Below are 17,693 nucleotides of genomic sequence, written 5' to 3'. Positions count from 1 at the left end.
TTTGACAAGATGCCTCCGCCAGGACCGCCTCCTCAGGGATCGACTGGCAATCCAAATAAAATGTACGAACTAGTGAGTATGTCAAGCGCCATCTATTGAAAGCGGCGCACAAGCCCATTATGACTTTGGAAAAAATGCGGAAATTCGATGTGGACAATTCAGGCGTCCACGATGCCCGCTTCTCTGAGAATGAGCGGGACGCAACGGTAAGGGCGGCTTTGAGGATGGCGGCAAAACGCGAAAACGGCAGGAAAAACGACCCGCAGCGCACCCAGGAAAACATCCTGGACGTGGCGACGGAGGAGTTCACGACTCATGGCCTAGCCGGCGGCCGCGTCGATGCGATCGCGGAGAAGACGCGCACTTCGAAACGGATGATTTATTATTATTTCGGCAGCAAAGAGGGGCTCTACCTCGCCGTCCTCGAACGTGCCTACCGCAAGATCCGTACTCTTGAAGAGGACCTGCAGCTTTCCAACCTGCCACCCGAACAGGCGCTGCGGGTGCTGATCTCGACGACGTTCGACCATGACGAGACCAACCCGGATTTCGTCCGGCTCGTCAGCATCGAGAACATCCACCACGCCGCCCACATGCTGCGGTCGGAGGCGATCCGCGACCTGAACGTCTCGGTCATCGAAACCATCGCCGCGATCCTGGCGCGCGGCGTCGCGGCCGGCGTATTTGTCCGCACAGCCGATCCGATCGACATTCACATGCTGATCAGCGCCTTCTGCTTCTTCCGCGTCTCCAACCGTTATACGTTCGGCACCATCTTCCGCCGTGACCTTTCGGAGCCGGCAACCATGGAGCGCCACAAGGGCATGATCGCCGATGCGGTGATCAGCTACCTGAAGAGCTAACCAACCGCCTTGTTTGGATTGACATTGTCGGGATGGGCGTTGGCGAAGGGTTTCAGGCCCGCGCAGCGGTCGGTGATGACGACGAGCGTCGGACAGCCGGACAGATCGACGCCCCAGCGCCGCGCATTGTAGACTTGCGGCACAAGGCAGACATCCGCCATGCTCGGTCTGTCGCCATGGCAGAATTGGCCGGTCGCAGGTGAATCCAACAGCGCCTCGAAGGCCGCCAGCCCCTCGCCGATGAACTTCTGCATCCAGGCCACGCGCGCCTCCTCTCCGCCGCCGGTGATCGCCATGACATGGGCGCCGACATGCGAATTGCAGACCGGGTGGATTTCCATGGCGATGACGTAGGAGAGCGCCCTCACCCGCTGCCGGCCGACGGAATCGCCCGGCAGAAAGGCGCCGCCGCGCGTCTCGTCGAGATATTCGATCACGGCGAGCGACTGAGTGAAGCTGTGCCCGTCGATTTCCAGCACCGGAACAAGCCCCTGCGGATTGCGCTGCAGATGCTCCGGCGACTTGTGCGCCTTGGCGAGCAGATCGACCGGCACCGAGCGGAACGTCTCCGCAACCATGTTGAGGGCGATCCTCAGGCGATAGCTCGCCGAGGACCGCCAGTAATCGTAGAGCACCGTATCGCTCATCATGCCTTCTCGTATTTCGTCACGGTCTGCTCGATCGCTCCGAATATCGAATGCCCCATGTCGTCCTTCATCTCGATCCGCACCGTATCCCCGAAATGCAGGAACGGCGTCTTTGGAACCCCGAGATTGATCGTCTCGATGGTGCGGATTTCGGCGATGCAGGAATAACCGGCGCCGCCATCGGCAACCGGCTTGCCCGGGCCGCCGTCGAGCTTGTTGGAAACGGTGCCCGAACCGATGATCGTGCCCGCCACCAGCGGCCGCGTCTTCGCCGCATGGGCGATCAACTGCGGGAAATTGAAGGTCATATCGACGCCGGCATTGGCACGGCCGAAGGGCTTGCCGTTCAAATCGACCTTGAGCGGCAGCGAAAGCTTGCCGCCATCCCAGGCCGACCCCAGCTCATCCGGAGAAACCGCGACCGGCGAGAAAGCGGAGGACGGTTTCGACTGGAAGAAACCGAAGCCCTTGGCGAGTTCGGAAGGGATCAGCCCGCGCAGGGACACGTCGTTGACGAGAAGCACGAGGCGGATCGCGTCGCGCGCCTCATCCACCGAAGCCCCCATCGGCACGTCTCCGAGGATGACCGCGATCTCGCCTTCCATATCGGCGCCCCACGCTTCGTCGCCGAGCGGGATCGGATCGCGCGGCCCCAGAAAACTGTCGGAGCCGCCCTGGTACATCAGCGGATCGGTCCAGAAGCTTTCCGGCATCTCCGCATTGCGCGCCCGGCGCACCAGTTCGACGTGATTGACGTAGGCCGACCCGTCCGCCCATTGGTAGGCGCGCGGCAGCGGCGACGCGGCGTCATGTTCATGGAAACGAATGGTCGGCTGCGCACCGGTCTCGATACCCTCCGCGACCCGCTCGAGCCGCGGACCGACATATGCCCAATCATCCAGCGCCGCCTGGAGGGTGCGGGCGATATGGCCGACCTCCGAGCATTGGGTCAGATCTTTCGAGACAACGACCAGGCGGCCGTCGCGGGTGGAATCCTTCAGTGTCGCGAGCTTCATGAATGAGTGTTTCCCGTTTTATCGTTGGCATTGCCCCCAGAATGTGTGGAGATCGCGCCAGAAGGCAACCGGAATGTAGCGCCGTCTCGCTTGTTCCCCGGTGTACCGTCGAACTTTCGCTCAAGCCCGGACCAGCAATCCACGTAATTGTCCTGCAAGGTCTCCAGTCGGGCCGCGAATTTGGTGAGCTGCTGCGGGAAGCGCGTCTCGAACATGAGGCCATGGTGTTGTGCCGGAGCCGGACGATCTCAGCTCCTGACGGGCTTTTGAATCGGAATCCCACCAAAATCCTTCAACACGCTGAGAACGATCGATGTTTTGACATGCTGCACGCTCTCGTGCGGCAGGAGTACATCGTTGACGAAGTGGGAGAGGCCCGCCAGATCCCGCGTCACCACCTTGAGGTGATAGTCCATCTCACCGGTCAGTGAGAAACATTCCAGCACTTCAGGCAAGTCCTCCACCAGGCGCTGGAACCGCTTGGCATTGTCGCGGTTATGGGTTGCGAGCGTCACGGCAATCACCACCAGCAGGTCGAGGCCGAGTTTCTGGCGGCTCAGATGCGCCCGGTAGGTCTGGATGAACCCCTCGCCTTCAAGCCGCGCCCGGCGGCGTGAGCATTGCGACGGCGACAGCGCGATCAGTTCCGACAGTTCGTTGTTGGTCAGCCGCCCGTCGGTCTGCAGGTGGCTCAAGATCTTCAGGTCATATCCGTCCAGCGCGTCCATCGTGCATGCAACTCCTGCAATCCGCACACTTCATGCACAAATCGAGCAGAACACCGCCAAGATTGCAAGCACAATGCGCCTCTCCTGCATCATCATGATCGGCGAATGACAGGAGGAATTTGCCATGGGTCCTTTCCCGCACGATGCACCGGTTTCGCAGATCACCGCCGACAATCCGGCAGGGACAGACGGTTTCGAATTCGTCGAATTCGCGCATCCGGAACCGCAGAAGCTGGAAGAGCTGTTCACCCGCATGGGCTACAAGCCGGTGGCGAAGCACAGGACGAAGAACGTCACCGTCTGGCGCCAGGGCGACATCAACTACATCCTCAATGCCGAGCCGGGCAGCCATGCGATGCGCTTCGTCGACGAACACGGCCCCTGCGCGCCAGCCATGGCCTGGCGCGTCGTCGATGCGAAACACGCTTTCGATCACGCAGTCGCCAAGGGCGCGACGCCCTATGAAGGCAAGGACAAGACGCTCGACGTGCCGGCCATCGTCGGCATCGGCGGTTCGCTTCTCTATTTCGTCGAGACCTATGGCGAGAAGGGTTCTGCCTATGAGGCCGAATTCGAATGGCTGGGCGAGCGCAACCCCAGACCCGAAGGCGTCGGTTTCTATTATCTCGACCACCTGACCCACAACGTCTATCGCGGTAACATGGACAAGTGGTGGGACTTCTACCGCGAACTCTTCAATTTCAAGCAGATTCACTTCTTCAACATCGACGGCCGCATCACCGGCCTGGTGAGCCGCGCGATCACCTCCCCCTGCGGCAAGATCCGCATCCCGCTGAACGAGTCCAAGGACGAGACCAGCCAGATCGAGGAATTCCTGAAGAAGTACAAGGGCGAAGGCATCCAGCACATCGCGGTCGGCACAGACGGCATTTACGAAGCGACCGACAAGCTCGCCGACAATGGGCTGAAATTCATGCCCGGCCCGCCCGATACCTACTACGAAATGTCCGGCACCCGCGTGCACGGCCATGACGAGCCGATCGAGCGGATGAAGAAACACGGCATCCTGATCGACGGCGAAGGTGTGATCGATGGCGGCATGACCAAGATCCTGCTGCAGATCTTCTCGAAGACGGTGATCGGCCCGATCTTCTTCGAATTCATCCAGCGCAAGGGCGACGAAGGCTTTGGCGAGGGCAATTTCCGCGCCCTGTTCGAATCCATCGAGGAAGACCAGATCCGCCGCGGCGTATTGAAGCCGCAGCAAGCCGCCGAATAACAAAAGCAGCTCCACAGGGTGCGAAAGCCCGGCGGTCATCCCGCCGGGCTTTTCGTGTCGAAGCTCTGCCGGCTCAGGGCTTGATCGGGAAAACCTCGCCATGGGTGGCGACGTAGAACTCGCCCTCCGGCGTCACCCAGCCACGGAACATGCCGTCCGTGTTGTAAGGCGCGGTAATCGAACCGTCGGCGCCGACCGCCACGAGGCCCGCCCCGATATTGTGCTGCTTCAGGTCCTCCTGGATGACCTTGGCGGCTGCCTTTTCGAGGCTCTCGCCGAGATAGGAAACGCGGGCTGCCACTTCATGGCCGACCGCATAACGCATGAAATATTCGCCCTTGCCGGTGCCCGAAACGGCGCAGGCGCCATCGCGGGCGTAGGTTCCAGCGCCGATAATCGGGGTGTCACCGATGCGGCCTTCCGGCTTATTGTTATAGCCGCCTGTCGAGGTCGCAGCCGCCAGATGCCCGGCACCGTCGAGCGCCACTGCACCAACCGTGCCGTGTTTTTCCGCCTCGCTCGCTTTCGCAGCCGTGCCGGCCGCCGCATGCGCCTTCATCGCGGCCAGCGCCTTGATACGCCGCTCGGTGGTGAAATAGTCCGGCTCGACCATATCGAGCCCGGCCTCGCGGGCAAAATCGTCGGCCGCGTCGCCGCCGAGCAGGATCGCATCGCCTTTTTCCATGATCTTGCGGGCCGCCTTGATCGGATTGCGGATACGCCGCACCAGCGTCACGGCGCCGCCTTCGAGCGTCCGGCCGTCCATGATCGACGCGTCGAGTTCATGCTTGCCGTTGGTATTGAGCGCCGCGCCGTAACCGGCGTTGAAATGCGCAGAGTCCTCCATGACAACCACGGCGGCCTGCACCGCGTCGAGCGCCGCACCGCCTGCCGTCAGCACGTCCCAGCCGGCTTTCAGCGCGCGGCCGAGATCGACACGAGCGGCCGCCCACTCTTCGTCGGTCAGGTCGAGCTTTGCCATGACGCCACAGCCGCCATGGATCGCCAGCGCAATCTTTCCCATCGGTTGTTCTCCCTGTCTGATTTTGAGATCATTTCAGAAAAAAGGCCGGGCAAGGTGCCCGGCCGATAGCTCACCCGTCAGCAAGCCTTACTTTGCAGGTCGGATGTTCATCGCCAGCGTGTCCTCGTCGGAACGGGGAACGATGGTAATGCCCTTCTTCATGCCCCAGGCCGAGACCGTCGAGGCGATCGCCAGCAGCGGCCGGTCGGTCGCGACCAGGGCATTGGCGTCCATCAGGAACTTTTCGCGCTTCTTGGTATCCATCTCGACGGCAGCGTCCTCGATCAGCTTGTCCATGGTCTTGTTGACATAGCCGCGAAGGTTGAAGGCGCCGAGCTTGGTCGCCGGGTCGTTGCTGTGGGCAAGCGAAGACAGCGTGTAGTTCGATTCACCCGTCAGCGTGCCCCAGCCCGACATGGTCATCGAGTAGTCGCCGCGCGTGTTGGCCGGGAAGAAGACGGCGCCCGGCTGGGAGTTCGCTTCCACCTGGATGCCGACCGCGGTCAGCATCTGGGCGATCGTCGTGCCCACATCCTTGTCGCCCGGCAGGCGGTCGTTGGTGAAGGAGAAGGTCACCTTGAAGCCGTTCGGATAACCCGCTTCGGCAAGCAGCTTCTTGGCCTTGGCCGGATCGGCCTTGGTCGGCTTGACGGCCGGGTTCCAGCCGAAGATGTTCGGCGTCACGAGTTGCGACTGGACCGCGCCCATGCCCTCCATGGAAATCTCGGTCAGCGTTTCGCGGTCGATCGCCAGATCGAAGGCTTCCCGCACCTTGGGATCCTGGAAGGGGTTCTTCGGCAGCGGCGAACCATCCTTGGCGCTGACCTGCGGCGGCTTATCGCGGAAATCGAAGGCGATGTTGAAGAGGTAAACGCTGTCCTGGCGCACAACGGTGAGCTTGGTATCCTTTTCGAGCGTGGGCACGTCGGAGGCCGGAATGCGGGAGATCAGGTCGACCTGGCCGGCTTTCAACTGTGCGACGCGGGCCGCATCGTTCGGGATTTCCTTGCGGGTGACCTTGTCCCAGGGTTCCTTCTCGCCCCAGTAGCCGTCGAACTTCTGCAGCACGAGCTGTTCCTTCGGCGTCCAGGAGACGAACTTGTAGGGGCCGGTGCCGATTGCCGCCTTGCCGGAATTGAAACCTTCCGACGCCTTGTCGGCATTCGCGGAAAAATCCTTGGCCGCCGTGTGCGACACGACGAAGAGACGAATGAAATCGTTCGGCAGGTTCGGCGCCGCGCCATCGGTCTTGATCCGGATCGTCAGCGGGTCGACGATCTCGATGCCCCGCACGCGACGGACATAGATCGTGGTCGGGTTCGGGCCGGTCACTGCCGGGATGCGCTCGATCGAGAACTTCACGTCCTCGGCGGTGAAGTCGGAGCCGTCATGGAATTTGACGCCCGGGCGGAGCTTGAACTCCCAGGTCGTGTTGTCGATGGCCTTCCAGCTCGTCGCAAGGCCCGGCTCGAGTTCGAGGTTGTTGCCGGATTTCACCAGCGAGTCGTAGATATGCTTGACCGCTTCGGCATGGGTGCCGGCGGCTGTGAAATGCGGATCGACCGATAACGGGCCGGCGCGCACGCCGATCGTCAGGTCGGCGGCAAGTGCAGCGCCCGAAACGCTGCCGAGCAGTACGGCGGCGAGAGCCGCTGTGCGGAATGTCTTGAGAATAGTCATTCTTCGTTCTCCTCTATATTTATCATTGGGGGCCAGTTGGGTGAGTCCACGACGACTTTCGCCAGCAATTCGGAGAGCATCAGCTTTTCGGCAGCGGTCAGTCCCGACAGCATGACCTTTTCGCGCTCCACCATCGGCTGCATGGTCTGGTCGACGATGCGCTTTCCTTCGTCCGTGATATAAAGGACGAAGCTTCGAAGATCCGCCGCGTCGATCTCGCGGCGGATGATGTTCTTGTCGATCAGCTTCTGGATCGCCCGGCTCATCGTGTTCTTGGGAAAGCCTGAAGAACTGCTGATCGTGCTCGCCGTCAGCCCGTCGGACAGGCCGAGCGAATAGAGAACCACGAATTCCGGCCGGGCGAGCCCGTGCTCCTTTTCGATCCAGCGATAGATCGGCTCGTTGAACTGCAACGCCAGGAAGTTGATGCGGAAGGAAAGCCAGCAGGGGTTCTGCCACAGCTTGACGGAGACCAGATCATCGACGCCGTGACTGCCGGCGGCAGCCTTGCCGCCCTGCCTGAGGAGCGCATCGAAGGATGAGATTTCCAATTGCAACGCCGTCAGCTCCCGCAGAAATCCCGCACCGGATTTTGTTCCGTATGGAACTTGACGGTAGCTTATTTGGCTGTCAATCTCTTTTTTTAGTTCCGTATGGAACCTTGCACTTGATTGGCGCAGCGCCTGTCAAGGCACATTTTTTGTGCTTTTGTGCGAGATTCTGATTACTTTTTGCGCGAGACGCGCATCCCATGGAGATTTCATGAAGATCGCGGATATGAACTGGATGCAGGTTGAGGAACGGGTGGCGGAAGACGACCGCTGCGTGCTTCCGATCGGCAGCGTCGAGCAGCACGCCTATCTCAGCCTCGCGACCGACATGATCCTTGCCGAGAAGGTCTCGCTGGATGCGGCGGAGCCGCTTGGCATTCCGGTTTTCCCCGTCGTGCCCTACGGCCTTGCTTCGTCGTTTGCGACCTTTCCCGGCACGCTGACGCTGACGCTCGCGACCTATATCGGGGTCATCCGCGACCTGATGGACAGCATCCACCGTTCCGGCTTCCGCCGCATCCTGATCGTCAACGGCCATGGCGGCAACACGCCGGCAACCGCGGTCATCTCGGAATGGCTGAATGCCCATCCGGACGCCTCGGTGAAATTCCACGACTGGTGGCGGGCGCCCAAAACCTGGGCAAAGGTACAGGACACCGATCCAGCCGCCTCGCACGCCTCCTGGATGGAAAACTTCCCCTGGACGCGCACCAGCGACCAGCGCCAGCCGACAACCCAGAAGCCGAAGGTGGATTTCGCCGGCCTCGCCCGCGTCGATGCGGCCCGCAAGCGCGCACTGCTGGGCGACGGCAACTATCAGGGCCTCTACCAGCGCCCGGACGAGGACATGCTGGCGATCTGGGACGTGGCTGTCGCGGAAACCCGCGATCTTCTCGAAAACGACTGGCACTGACGGCCGGGCGTCCTTCGGGGCATCTGGCACCACGAAACCCGCGGAAGACGGGTCTAGGGATAAGACGGGGAACATATGTTAGGCTTCATCTTGCAACGCCTGTGGCAGGCGGCGATCGTGGTCATGGCGATGTCGGCGCTTGTCTTCTGCGGCGTCTATGCCGTCGGCAATCCCATCGACGTGCTGATCTCTCCGGATGCGACGCAGGATATCCGTGCCGCGGTGATTGCCCAATACGGGCTCGACCAGCCGCTCTGGCGGCAATATTTTGCCTTCCTCGGCCGGATCATCGAAGGCGATTTCGGCCGCTCCCTCGTCTATAGCATCCCGGTCAGCCAGCTGATCCTCACCCGCCTACCGGCGACGCTGGAGCTGACGCTGGCGGCCGTTCTATTTGCCAGCCTCGTCGGCATCCCGATCGGCATGTATGCCGGCTACCGGCCGCACAGCCTGGTTTCCCGCGCGATCATGGCGATTTCGATCCTCGGGTTTTCGGTGCCGACCTTCTGGTTCGGCCTGATGCTGATCATGGTATTTGCCGTGCAGTGCGGCTGCATGCCGGCCGGCGGGCGCGGCGAGACGGTGAACGTGTTCGGCGTCGATTTCAGTTTCCTCACCGGCGACGGGTTCGCACATCTCGTGCTGCCGGCGCTGAACCTCGCACTCTTCAAATTCTCGCTGATGATCCGGCTCGCCCGCGCCGGCACCCGCGAACTGATGCTGAGCGACACGGTGAAATTCGCCCGCGCCGCCGGCCTGTCGGAATTCACGGTGCTGAGCCGGCATGTGCTGCGGTTGATCTCCATTCCGCTCGTCACCGTCTTCGGCCTGGAACTGGGCTCGACGCTCGCCTTTGCGGTCGTCACCGAAACCATCTTTTCTTGGCCCGGTCTCGGCAAGCTGATCATCGACAGCATCACCTCGCTCGACCGGCCGGTCATGGTCGCCTACCTGATGCTCGTCGCCTTCCTGTTCATCGTCATCAACCTGATCGTCGATCTCACCTATGCGCTGCTCGATCCGCGCCTGCGAAAGGGACGTGCCTGATGCGCGATACTCTGCTTGGCCGTTTCCTAGAGGAATTCTTCCGCAACAAGGTCGCAACCGGTGCGGCGATCGTCGTTTTCCTGATCGTCCTGACCGCGATCATCGCGCCGCTGGTCACCCCACAGGACCCCTATGACCTGACCAGCCTGGTGCTGCGCGATGCGCGGCGCGCGCCGGGTTATGTCGGCACCGGCGGCTACACCCATTGGCTCGGCACGGACTCGCAAGGCCGCGACCTGCTGTCGGCGATCATCTATGGCCTGCGCATCTCGCTGCAGATGGGCGTGATTGCCGGCGGCATCGCCTTCGTCATCGGCGCGGTGGTCGGCTGCTCGGCGGCCTATATCGGCGGCCGTTTCGAAAGCCTCGCCATGCGCATCGTCGACCTGCAGCTTTCCTTCCCGGCGATCCTGCTCGCCTTCGTGATCGCTGCCCTTCTCGGGCAGGGCCGCTACCAGCTGATCATGGCGCTGATCTTCGCCCAATACGCCTATTTCGCCCGAACCGCGCATGGCGCGGCATCGGCCGAGCGGCAGAAGGATTACGTCGAGGCGGCGCTTTCCATACCGCTGTCGCCCTGGCGCGTCGTGTTGAAACACATCCTGCCGAATTCCCTGCCGCCGCTGATCGTCGTCGCGACCGTGCAGGTAGCGAGCGCCATCTCGCTCGAAGCCACCCTCTCCTTCCTCGGCGTCGGCCTGCCGCCGACCGAGCCGTCGCTCGGCATGCTGATCGCCAACGGTTTTCAATACCTGCTCTCCGGTCGCTACTGGATCTCGATCTATCCGGGAATCGCGTTGATCCTGTTCATCGTCTCGCTCAATCTCGTCGGCGACCAGATCCGCGACCAGCTCAATCCGAGGCTCCGCCGATGACCGAAACGACCAGCGCTCCGCTTCTCGAAGTCACCAACCTCAAGACCTGGTTTCCGAGCGGCCGAGGCGAAATAAAGGCGGTCGACGGCGTCTCGTTTTCACTGGCACCGGGCGAAGTGCTCGGCCTCGTCGGCGAATCCGGTTCCGGCAAGTCGATCACCGGCTTCTCGATCATCGGCCTGATCGATGAACCCGGCCGCATCGTCGAGGGATCGATCAAGCTTGAAGGCCGCGAGCTGATCGGCCTGTCGCCTCACGAATTGCGCGCCATCCGCGGCAAGACCATTTCCATGGTCTTCCAGGACCCGATGATGACACTGAACCCGGTGCTTAGCATCGGCACCCAGATCAAGCTGGCCCTCGAAGCGCATGAAAACATCAGCGCGGCCGACGCCCGCGAAAGAGCGATCAAGGCGCTGGCCCAGGTCCGCATCAGCGAGCCGGAACGCAAGGTGGATTTCTTTCCGCATCAGTTTTCCGGGGGCATGCGCCAGCGCGTGGCGATCGCCATCGCACTTCTTCATCGGCCGAAACTGATCATCTGCGACGAGCCGACAACGGCGCTAGACGTGTCAATCCAGGCGGAAATCCTTACCGAGATGAAGGAACTGGTGGCCGAACTCGGCACTGCGCTGATCTGGATCAGCCATGACCTCGCAGTCGTATCGTCCCTCGCCGACCGCGTCGCGGTGATGCGGTCCGGCAAGATCGTCGAGATCGGCCCGGCGCTCGGCGTGCTGACCCGACCGCAGCACGACTATACCAAGGCGCTGCTCGACGCACTGCCCTCGCGCGCCAAGCCCGGTGAACTCCTGCTGCGCGGCATCGGCATTGCCGACGCGGCCCCGCCGCCGCGCAAGTCGGCGACATTGAACCTGCCGCCGCTCGGGAGCCCCTATCTGGTCATCGACAATGCGATGAAGCGCTTCGAAAAACCGGCTGGCCTGTTCAGGAACCTGGCAATCAAGTCCGGCATTTCCCAGCCGCTGCCGGTGGTGCAGGCGGTCGACGGCGTCTCGATCACGCTGAAGCGCGGCGAGGTACTCGGCCTTGTCGGCGAATCCGGCTCCGGGAAATCGACGCTCGGCCGCATGGCGGCTGGCATCGCGGTTCCCACCGCAGGCACGATCCGCCTCAACGGCAAACCGGTGATGAGCAACGGCCGCAATGCGCGAAAAATCACCACGCGCATCCAGACGATCTTCCAGGATCCGTTCGCCTCGCTCAACGGCCGCATGCGCATCGGCGACATCATTGCCGAGGGTCCGCTCGCCCACAAGCTCGTCACCCGCGCCGAAGCACCTGCCTATGTCAAGGAATGGCTGGCGGCGGTCGGGCTTGACCCGGCCTTCGCCAACCGTTTCCCGCACCAGTTCTCCGGTGGCCAGCGGCAGCGCATCGCAATCGCCCGCGCGCTCGCCATGCAGCCGGATGTGGTCGTCTGCGACGAGCCGGTCGCCTCGCTCGACGTGTCGATCCAGGCGCAGATTATCAACCTGTTGATCCGGCTGCGCGCCGAGCTCGATCTTTCGCTGGTCTTCATCAGCCACGACCTGTCCGTCGTCCGGCATCTCTGTGACCGAGTCGCCATCATGTATCGCGGCAAAATCGTCGAGGAAGGCGTGGCATCGACGATCTACGCCGATCCCCAGCACGATTACACCAGGCGGCTGCTCGCGGCCGTGCCGGTCCTGCCTGAGGCAGCGGAATAACAGAAGGGAGAACGGAACATGGAACCCTGGGAATGGGACGAGGCCACCTGGCGCGGCAAGGTCAACAAGGTGCGCGCCGGCCGCTCGCTGAAGCCGAAGGCCTGGAAGGACGGCGCGCGCTGCGCGGTCGCTCTTTCGTTCGACAGCGACCATGAGACCAACGAGCTTCGCGACGGCGGCGAATCGATCGGCCGCATGTCTCAGGGGCAATACGGCAACCGCATGGGCGTGCCCCGCATCCTCGAGACGCTGAAGAACGCCGACGTTCCGGCAACCTTCTTCGTGCCAGCAGTCGCAGCCCTTCTCTATCCCGACGAACAGCGGCGGGTCATCGCCGAAGGCCACGAGATCGGCCTGCACGGCTGGATTCACGAGGTGAACACCAAGGTTCCGGCCGACAAGGAACGCGAGCTGCATTTCCGCGCCGCCGACACGCTCGAAAAGATCACCGGCATCCGCCCCGTCGGCATGCGCACGCCCTCCTGGGACTTTTCTTACGAAACGCTGAAGATCGAGCGCGAACTCGGGTTGATCTACGATTCCTCGCTGATGGCCGACGACGACCCCTATGAACTGGTCGAGGACGGCGAACCGACCGGCATGGTCGAACTGCCGGTCGAATGGATCCGCGACGATGCGGTCTATTTCAACATGAACCGGTTCACCGCGCTCCGCCCCTATACGCCGCCAACTTCCGTGCTCGATATCTTCAAGCGGGAATTCGATCGCGCCTATATCGAAGGCGGGCTGTTCCTGCTCACCATGCATCCGCATGTCTCGGGTTACCGCTCGCGCATCTTTGTGCTGGAAGAGCTGATCAGGCATATCCAGGACCACGAAGGCGTCTGGTTCGGGACCCATGCGGATATCGCCCGCTTCGCCAGGGACAATGGCGGTGTGTGAGTCCTCCCGCAGCGTTGCGCTGGTTACCGATATCGGCGGTATTCAGCGGGGTGCGGTAGGCTCCTAGTTTTATCCCTTCCCCCGTCCCGGCGCGATGAAGGCGGCGATTGCCGTTTCGTCGAGCCCCGCCTCCTGCAGGAAACGCCGCGCGAACTCGGCGCCTGACGCCTTCATCGCATCGTTCGGGCGGATCAGGTGGAAGGCGACGTGATGCTCGATCGTCCTCTCCGATACGGCAATGACCCGACCGGAGGCAAGCGCCGCGTCCGCAAGCGGCGGCCGGGCGAGCGCGATACCGAGCCCGTGCGCGCAGGCATCGATCACCAGGTTATAGTCCTCGAACCGCCGGTCCTGCCCGCGCGGCACATAGTCGACACCCTCGACAGCCAGCCAGCGCCGCCAGGCCTCGACATTGGAATCGTGCAGAATAGGGAGCTCCAGCAGAGATTTAGCATCCGACCGCCCAGCCAGGCGTTCGGCGATGGCAGGCGCAGCAATCGGCACCAGTTTCTCCTGCCAGAGCGGCAGGCTGCGAACGCCAGCCCAAGGCCCCTTGCCGCAGCGGATCGCCAGATCGATGCCCTCGCTGAAATCCGCCAGCCGATGTTCGAGGATCAGTTCCAGATGGATGTCGGCGGCCTCGAGCTTCGACAGCCGCGAAAACAGCCAGAGCGAGGCGACCGATGGCGTCACCGAAAGCCGGACGACCGTCTTGTTGCGGCGTGGCACCCACCGCTCGTCCGTATCGCCGAGCAGTGCCAGGGCCTCCTCGGCGCGGGAGAAAAACCGCATGCCTTCCGGCGTCAGCGTCACGCCGCGGGCCTCGCGGGCGAAGAGCCGCACCCCCATCCAGCGCTCCAGCCTGGATATCTGCCGGGAGACGGCACCATGGGTGACGCCGCCCTCTTCCGCCGCAGCGGAAAACGATCCGAGACGGGCGGCGCGGGCAAAGGTTTCTAGCGTGTCGAGTGGCGGCAAGGTCTGCGAGCTGTGAACCATAGGCACATATGATCATCGATCGCGGTGCTTTTCAAGCACGGATGCGTGGAGCTAAATCCTGGCTTCCACGCTTCGAGGGAGAAAGAGATGAGCACGGTCACCATGAATTCTGGAACAGTCGAGAGACACGGATTTGACGTGATCGCCTTCCTGGCGATCCTCGTGACCATCGTTTTCTGGGCCTCGTCCTTCGCCGTGATCCGCATCGCGCTCGGGCCGCTGACGCCGATCGAGCTCGCCACGGCACGTTATGTTCCGGCCGCCTTGATCGCGGTCTTCTATCTTGCCGCTGCCCGGCCAGCCCTTCCGGCCAGGGGCGATGTCCTTCGCCTCGTCGTCGCGGCCGTGCTCTTCATCGCAGCCTACGCCGTTCTCCTCAACATGGGTGAGCGAACGGTGGCGGCGGGGCCGGCGAGCTTCATCATCAACACAATGCCGGTCTTCACCGCCCTCATCGCCACGTTCGCGCTCAGTGAGCGGTTCGGCCGCTGGGGCTGGGTCGGAACGGCGATCTCCTTTGCCGGCGTGGCGCTGATCGCTGCCTCCGGCGAGGATGGCTTCGATCTCGATCCGAACGCGATCCTCATCCTCGGCGCCGCTCTGTGCTCGGCGATCGCAAGCGTGCTGCAGAAGCCGATCCTCGGCCGCATGCCCGCCCTGGCCGTCACCGCCTGGCTGATGCTGATCGGCTCCATTCCGCTGCTGCCGGCGGTCCCGTCCACCCTCCAGGCGCTTGCCGCCGCTCCGGCGAACGTCAACTGGGGCATCGCCTATCTGGTGCTCTTCCCGACCGCGATCGGTTACGTCACCTGGGCGATCGCCTTGAAACGGCTGTCTGCCGCCCGGGCCGCCAATTTCCTCTACGGCGTACCCCCGACCGCGACCTTGATCGGCTTCCTCTGGCTCGGCGAAGTGCCGACCCTGATCGGCGCGATCGGCGGCGTCATGGCGATCGTCGGCGTGCTCGTCGTCAACGTGATGCGCAAGAGATAGTGCAGCCGTAGAGTTCATCAGGAAAAGCAATAGCTTCCAGCCAACGGATGAATCAATCTGTGCGGCGGCTATCTGCCGGCGCCATTCACGAATTGCAGGATGAGCTGGTGGACATTGCCGCCCTCGCCCATCTCCATCCGATCGTAGTCGCTGCTGCGTTTCTGCTGCGCCTTCGAAATCTCGCCGAGCTTGGCGGTCAGTTCGGTCCTGATCTTTGCGCATTTCGGATCGTCGGCGACGCTGAGCCCCACGCTCACCCGCTCGATCTCCTTCACCATGTCGGTGATGATGACGCCGTGGACCAATTCGTGCTTGTGGACGCCGGTAAAGAAGACATCCCATTTTCTCTTGAGCTCGGGGGAAAGCGGCGATGCGGGCTTGGGCAGCGTATAGGTGATGATCAGCTTCGGCCGCGCCGAAACCAGCGTACAGGCGCCGTCCGGCTGCGGCCGGTAGTCACGGGTCCAGGTCAGCTTGAAATTGGTATGGGCGATGGCACGCACCTCCTTGCCGATCTTCGGGCCACGCTCGCCGATGGAAGCGTAGAGATCGACGCCGGAATCACCCGTGATAGAATAGGTCTGGATCTGCTCGACCGGCTGCCACTGGCTCTGCGCCGACGCCTCCAGCGGCACCATCCCAGAGAAGAGCGCCGCCCCGAGAATTCCTGCACCTATCTTCACTATTTTCCTCCCGAACCCGTTGCTGCGGCGAAACTAGAGATGCCGCAACGCCGTTTCAATTCATCAAGCGTGTCCGGTGAACGCTATCCCTCACAAGTTTTGTTCCAGGCCTCTTGCCATATTTCCTTCAAAATGGATGATGACAGTTATGTGACATAATCATCTTGATTGAGTGCGGGGCAGTGTAGTGGGAGAAAAGCGAAAGGTTTACGAGGCTCTGGTCGACGGCGCGATGGATGGCCTCACGGACGACGCCTTGTTCAAATTCGTCAACAAACGCTGCCCGAAGACGTCGAGCAAGAAGATCGTCCGGGCAGCGCTGCTTGGCCTCACCGATCCCCACCTGCGTGACCGGAACATCCTCGATACGATCTATGCGCTGGCCATCAAGCATCGCATGGACGAGTTTCGCGATGGCCAGGACAGCGACGACAAAAGGGACACCTGGCCCGCGCCTTTCGCCCGCCCGCTCGACACGGAAACGGCTCGCCCGGATTTGGCCTAGGCGTTTTCCCGCACTGTCATCCACCCTACACAGAAGCGGTCTAGGCTGCCTCATCGAGGGTGAGTTCATGCACGGCCGAACCAATCTCACAGCCATGAGGCTCATGGATGCCTGCGAGCATCTGCTTTGCGAAGCAGATGCTCTGGAGGATCTGACCGCGCGGCGGATCGCCATCGAGGCGCATGCCACGCCGTCGGCCATCAGCTACCATTTCGGCTCCCAGGAAGAACTGGTCGCAGCGGTCGCGGAGCGCGTCTACCGGCGCCTTAACGCCGAGCGGCTGAGCCTGCTGCGCAAGGCCGTCGACCGCCGGGCGCCCGATCCGCCCGATCTCGATGAAGTCATCGCAGCCCTGGTTGGCCCGTCGATCCGCTGGAGCCTCGACCCGACCTCCAGCTATCCAGTCCTGTCGCATTTCACCTCGATGGCAAAAACCCATCGGGAACGCGCGCCTCATTACCGCCGCATCATCGATAACGTCGAACATCATCGGGCTTTCGTCCCGCATCTGAAGCGGATAGCGCCCTGGCTCGACGAGATCGATATCGGCTGGCGGCTCAATTGCGCACTCGGCATCCGCTCCCAGGTCACCCGCTCGCGGTCACGTACGGAAGTGCTGACCAATTACGGCATCGACCTCGACGATCCGGACATCGTCATCGCCCGCATGGTCGAGGTGATCGCGCCGATGTTCCGTCGCTGAACCGATTTCGAACGGCATTCGAAAACCGTCACCACCCCGAAACAAACCCCTTCTAACGGTCCTCCTGACGAAACCGTCATCTATGGAGGCATCCGGTGCGACGCGAAACCACATTCATCCATCTGACCGACCTGCACATCGGCACCGCCGACGACAGCCATCTGCACAGCGACACGACCGAGACGCTGCACCAGGTGCTCGATCTCGTCGCGACCGTCACGCCGAAGCCGCAATTCGTCATCGCCAGCGGCGACCTCACCAATCGCGGCGATGCAGAAAGTTTCCGCCGGCTGAAGGAGATCATCGACGCCAGGATCGACGTGCCGGTCATCTACGCACTCGGCAATCACGACACCCGCCCCGGTTTCTACGAGGGCATGGGCATCGAGGCGCACGATCCGGATGCACCCTACGACCACGACACGATCATCGACGGCATCCACATCATCACCATCGACTCGACGACGCCGGGCCTGATCGGCGGCACGATCGATCCCGAACAGTTCGACTGGCTCGCCTCGACGCTCGACAGCCATCCCGACCTGCCGAAGCTGATCGTCGTCCACCACCCGCCGGCACTCGGCGAGGAAGCCGATGCCGCCCACTGGCGG

At 62.4% G+C, this 17,693-nt stretch carries 19 protein-coding genes and 1 pseudogene; 11 read left to right on the top strand and 9 right to left on the bottom strand.

What is annotated here, in order from left to right:
- The first annotated feature begins 224 nt into the window (after positions 1-224).
- Positions 225-863, top strand: coding sequence for a TetR family transcriptional regulator (locus PMI07_RS25330; protein WP_037088354.1), 639 nt, complete (start codon positions 225-227; stop codon positions 861-863).
- Here the strand turns inward: PMI07_RS25330 and maiA are convergent.
- The 4 genes and pseudogenes from maiA to PMI07_RS25310 all read right to left on the bottom strand — a co-directional run bounded on the left by maiA (position 860) and on the right by PMI07_RS25310 (position 3,254).
- On the bottom strand, positions 860-1,513 hold the full coding sequence (gene maiA, locus PMI07_RS25325; protein ID WP_037088352.1) for a maleylacetoacetate isomerase: 654 nt from the start codon (positions 1,511-1,513) through the stop codon (positions 860-862). The genes PMI07_RS25330 and maiA overlap by 4 nt on opposite strands.
- A complete protein-coding gene (locus PMI07_RS25320) occupies positions 1,510-2,526 on the bottom strand; it encodes a fumarylacetoacetate hydrolase family protein (protein ID WP_007771285.1) in 1,017 nt (338 codons plus the stop codon). The genes maiA and PMI07_RS25320 overlap by 4 nt, the downstream gene beginning before the upstream one ends.
- 89 nt (positions 2,527-2,615) lie before the next feature.
- Positions 2,616-2,741: pseudogene (locus PMI07_RS35105) on the bottom strand (homogentisate 1,2-dioxygenase domain-containing protein); the annotation flags it as partial.
- 33 nt (positions 2,742-2,774) lie between these two features.
- Complete coding sequence (locus PMI07_RS25310) at positions 2,775-3,254, bottom strand: Lrp/AsnC family transcriptional regulator (RefSeq protein WP_007771284.1); 480 nt, start codon at positions 3,252-3,254, stop codon at positions 2,775-2,777.
- Between the two features lie 124 nt (positions 3,255-3,378).
- Here PMI07_RS25310 and hppD point away from each other — a divergent pair, with 124 nt between their 5' ends.
- Positions 3,379-4,494 carry a 4-hydroxyphenylpyruvate dioxygenase gene (gene hppD, locus PMI07_RS25305; RefSeq protein WP_007771283.1) on the top strand — a complete coding sequence of 372 codons (1,116 nt, stop codon included), beginning with the start codon at positions 3,379-3,381 and terminating at the stop codon, positions 4,492-4,494.
- A gap of 73 nt (positions 4,495-4,567) precedes the next feature.
- Here hppD and PMI07_RS25300 read toward each other — a convergent pair whose 3' ends face one another.
- From PMI07_RS25300 to PMI07_RS25290, 3 genes are all read right to left on the bottom strand, one after another.
- Positions 4,568-5,518 (bottom strand): isoaspartyl peptidase/L-asparaginase, encoded by a 951-nt coding sequence (locus PMI07_RS25300; protein WP_007771282.1) that lies wholly within the window; start codon positions 5,516-5,518, stop codon positions 4,568-4,570.
- Positions 5,519-5,605: 87 nt separating this feature from the next.
- Positions 5,606-7,198, bottom strand: a complete 1,593-nt coding sequence (locus tag PMI07_RS25295; RefSeq protein ID WP_007771281.1) for an ABC transporter substrate-binding protein — start codon at positions 7,196-7,198, stop codon at positions 5,606-5,608.
- Entirely contained in the window at positions 7,195-7,755 is a 561-nt protein-coding gene (locus PMI07_RS25290) for a MarR family transcriptional regulator (protein ID WP_007771280.1), read from the bottom strand. The genes PMI07_RS25295 and PMI07_RS25290 overlap by 4 nt, the downstream gene beginning before the upstream one ends.
- A 205-nt stretch (positions 7,756-7,960) precedes the next feature.
- Here PMI07_RS25290 and PMI07_RS25285 point away from each other — a divergent pair, with 205 nt between their 5' ends.
- The 5 genes from PMI07_RS25285 (at position 7,961) to PMI07_RS25265 (ending at position 13,199) form a co-directional block, all read left to right on the top strand.
- The gene (locus PMI07_RS25285; RefSeq protein ID WP_007771279.1) at positions 7,961-8,662 is read left to right on the top strand and encodes a creatininase family protein; all 702 of its coding nucleotides are present in this window, start codon (positions 7,961-7,963) and stop codon (positions 8,660-8,662) included.
- A gap of 75 nt (positions 8,663-8,737) precedes the next feature.
- Positions 8,738-9,709 carry an ABC transporter permease gene (locus PMI07_RS25280; protein ID WP_024164140.1) on the top strand — a complete coding sequence of 324 codons (972 nt, stop codon included), beginning with the start codon at positions 8,738-8,740 and terminating at the stop codon, positions 9,707-9,709.
- On the top strand, positions 9,709-10,584 hold the full coding sequence (locus PMI07_RS25275; RefSeq protein ID WP_007752209.1) for an ABC transporter permease: 876 nt from the start codon (positions 9,709-9,711) through the stop codon (positions 10,582-10,584). Before PMI07_RS25280 ends, PMI07_RS25275 begins: the two co-directional genes overlap by 1 nt.
- Complete coding sequence (locus PMI07_RS25270) at positions 10,581-12,296, top strand: ABC transporter ATP-binding protein (RefSeq protein WP_007752207.1); 1,716 nt, start codon at positions 10,581-10,583, stop codon at positions 12,294-12,296. The genes PMI07_RS25275 and PMI07_RS25270 overlap by 4 nt, the downstream gene beginning before the upstream one ends.
- 18 nt (positions 12,297-12,314) lie before the next feature.
- Positions 12,315-13,199: a polysaccharide deacetylase gene (locus tag PMI07_RS25265; protein WP_007752204.1), complete on the top strand. Its 885-nt coding sequence runs from the start codon at positions 12,315-12,317 to the stop codon at positions 13,197-13,199.
- Positions 13,200-13,268: 69 nt separating this feature from the next.
- On the opposite strand, the gene PMI07_RS25260 is transcribed toward PMI07_RS25265, so the two are convergent.
- Entirely contained in the window at positions 13,269-14,198 is a 930-nt protein-coding gene (locus PMI07_RS25260) for a LysR family transcriptional regulator (RefSeq protein ID WP_007752202.1), read from the bottom strand.
- 87 nt (positions 14,199-14,285) lie between these two features.
- On the opposite strand from PMI07_RS25260, the gene PMI07_RS25255 reads away from it, so the two are divergent.
- A complete protein-coding gene (locus tag PMI07_RS25255) occupies positions 14,286-15,191 on the top strand; it encodes a DMT family transporter (RefSeq protein WP_024164139.1) in 906 nt (301 codons plus the stop codon).
- Positions 15,192-15,259: 68 nt separating this feature from the next.
- Here PMI07_RS25255 and PMI07_RS25250 read toward each other — a convergent pair whose 3' ends face one another.
- Entirely contained in the window at positions 15,260-15,829 is a 570-nt protein-coding gene (locus PMI07_RS25250; RefSeq protein WP_051484260.1) for a DUF922 domain-containing protein, read from the bottom strand.
- A gap of 232 nt (positions 15,830-16,061) precedes the next feature.
- On the opposite strand from PMI07_RS25250, the gene PMI07_RS25245 reads away from it, so the two are divergent.
- The 3 genes from PMI07_RS25245 to PMI07_RS25235 all read left to right on the top strand — a co-directional run.
- Positions 16,062-16,379, top strand: a complete 318-nt coding sequence (locus tag PMI07_RS25245) for a hypothetical protein (RefSeq protein WP_007771386.1) — start codon at positions 16,062-16,064, stop codon at positions 16,377-16,379.
- 67 nt (positions 16,380-16,446) lie between these two features.
- Positions 16,447-17,082 carry a TetR family transcriptional regulator gene (locus tag PMI07_RS25240; RefSeq protein WP_007771384.1) on the top strand — a complete coding sequence of 212 codons (636 nt, stop codon included), beginning with the start codon at positions 16,447-16,449 and terminating at the stop codon, positions 17,080-17,082.
- Between the two features lie 95 nt (positions 17,083-17,177).
- The coding region (locus PMI07_RS25235; RefSeq protein WP_024164138.1) for a metallophosphoesterase at positions 17,178-17,693 on the top strand (516 nt) is incomplete at its 3' end.

The sequence above is a fragment of the Rhizobium sp. CF080 genome (assembly GCF_000282095.2).
Taxonomy (GTDB): domain Bacteria; phylum Pseudomonadota; class Alphaproteobacteria; order Rhizobiales; family Rhizobiaceae; genus Neorhizobium.
Note: the sequence above shows the minus strand (reverse complement) of the source record. Positions and strands in the feature narration are given on the sequence as shown.